Source organism: Pseudomonas sp. Pseusp97 (genome assembly GCF_047304025.1).
Lineage (GTDB): Bacteria > Pseudomonadota > Gammaproteobacteria > Pseudomonadales > Pseudomonadaceae > Pseudomonas.
In genome coordinates this window covers 1-1903 of record NZ_JBGLYK010000415.1, presented here as the reverse complement: position 1 = coordinate 1903, position 1903 = coordinate 1, and the positions used below count along the sequence as shown (strand labels likewise).

Annotated in this window: 1 protein-coding gene; it reads left to right on the top strand. The window is 64.5% G+C overall.

Annotated elements, in window-relative coordinates:
• The first annotated feature begins 206 nt into the window (after positions 1–206).
• Positions 207–1790 (top strand): peptide chain release factor 3, encoded by a 1584-nt coding sequence (locus tag ACCC94_RS29520; RefSeq protein WP_413353131.1) that lies wholly within the window; start codon positions 207–209, stop codon positions 1788–1790.
• Positions 1791–1903: the final 113 nt, after the last annotated feature.

Genomic DNA, 1903 nt, shown 5'->3' with positions numbered 1-1903 from the left:
ATACCCCCCGGGCCCCCCGCCCGGGGGGGGGGCCCAAAAACACGGGGCCCCCCCCCGCCCCCCCCCCCCCCCCCTTCCCCCCCCCCCCCCGGGGCTTTCCGCTTGGGGGCGGGGGGGCGGCGGGCCACGCTGCGGTTTACGTTATAATCCCGCGTTTTTCGGGCCGCTCGCCGCCCGTCTTCACCGAATCGACCAGGCACCCATCCATGAGCATCCAAGCCGCCGAAGTCGCGAAGCGCCGTACGTTCGCGATCATTTCCCACCCCGACGCCGGTAAGACCACCATTACCGAGAAGCTCCTGCTGATGGGCAAGGCGATTGCCGTCGCCGGTACCGTGAAGTCGCGCAAATCCGACCGTCACGCCACCTCCGACTGGATGGAAATGGAGAAGCAGCGCGGCATTTCCATCACCACCTCGGTGATGCAGTTCCCCTACCGCGAGCACATGATCAACCTGCTCGACACCCCCGGCCACGAAGACTTCTCCGAAGACACCTACCGCACCCTGACCGCGGTGGACTCGGCGCTGATGGTGCTCGACGGCGGTAAAGGCGTAGAGCCGCGCACCATTGCGCTGATGGAAGTCTGCCGCCTGCGCGACACGCCCATTGTCAGCTTCATCAACAAACTCGACCGCGACATCCGCGACCCGATCGAACTGCTCGACGAGATCGAAGCGGTGCTCAAGATCAAGGCCGCGCCGATCACCTGGCCGATCGGCTGCTACCGCGACTTCAAGGGCGTGTACCACCTCGCCCAGGACAAGATCATCGTCTACGTGCCGGGCCACGGCCACGAGCGCATCGAGACGAAGATCATCGACAAGCTCGACTCGGACGAGGCGCGTGCGCACCTGGGCGACCTCTACGACAACTTCCTCGAAGAGCTGGAACTGGTGCAGGGCGCCTGCCACGAGTTCGACAAGGACGCCTTCCTCAAGGGCGAGATGACCCCGGTGTTCTTCGGTACCGCGCTGGGCAACTTCGGTGTCGACCAGGTGCTCGACTGCATCGTCGACTGGGCTCCGCAACCGCTGGAGCGTGGCGCCCACGAGCGCACCGTGGCGCCGATCGAGGAGAAGTTCTCCGGCTTCGTGTTCAAGATCCAGGCGAACATGGACCCCAAGCACCGCGACCGCATCGCCTTCATGCGCATCTGCTCGGGCAAGTACGAGAAGGGCATGAAGATGCGCCACGTGCGCCTGGGCAAGGACGTGAAGATCGCCGACGCGCTGACCTTCTTCTCCAGCGAGCGCGAGCAACTGGAAGAAGCCTTCGCCGGCGACATCATCGGCCTGCACAACCACGGCACCATCCAGATCGGTGACACCTTCACCGAAGGCGAGGCGCTGGGCTTCACCGGCATTCCGCACTTCGCCCCTGAACTGTTCCGCCGCGTGCGCCTGAAAGACCCGCTGAAGTCCAAGCAGCTGCGCCAGGGCCTGCAGGAATTGGCCGAGGAAGGCGCCACCCAGGTGTTCTTCCCCGAGCGCAACAACGACATCATCCTCGGCGCCGTCGGTGTGCTGCAGTTCGACGTCGTTGCCAGCCGCCTGAAGGAGGAATACAAGGTCGAGTGCGCCTACGAGCAGATCAACGTCTGGTCCGCGCGCTGGATCGAGTGCAAGGACGAGAAGAAGCTCAAGGAGTTCAAGGACAAGGCCTTCGAGAACCTGTCCGTGGACGGCGGCGGCCACCTCACCTACCTGGCCCCGACCCGTGTCAACCTGAGCCTGATGGAAGAGCGCTGGCCCGACATCACCTTCCGCGCCACCCGCGAACACCACTGAGTTCGCCGCTCACCAGAACGCCCGCCCTGTGCGGGCGTTTTTGTTTTTGTCGTTTGTTTTTTGTAGGAGCGAGCTTGCTCGCGAACCGGACCCCGCAGGTTCGCGAGCAAGCT

What these genes read in the sequence shown, in the direction of transcription:
- ACCC94_RS29520 (WP_413353131.1), top strand. Translation starts at nt 207, where the DNA reads ATGAGCATCCAAGCCGCCGAAGTCGCGAAGCGCCGTACGTTCGCGATC.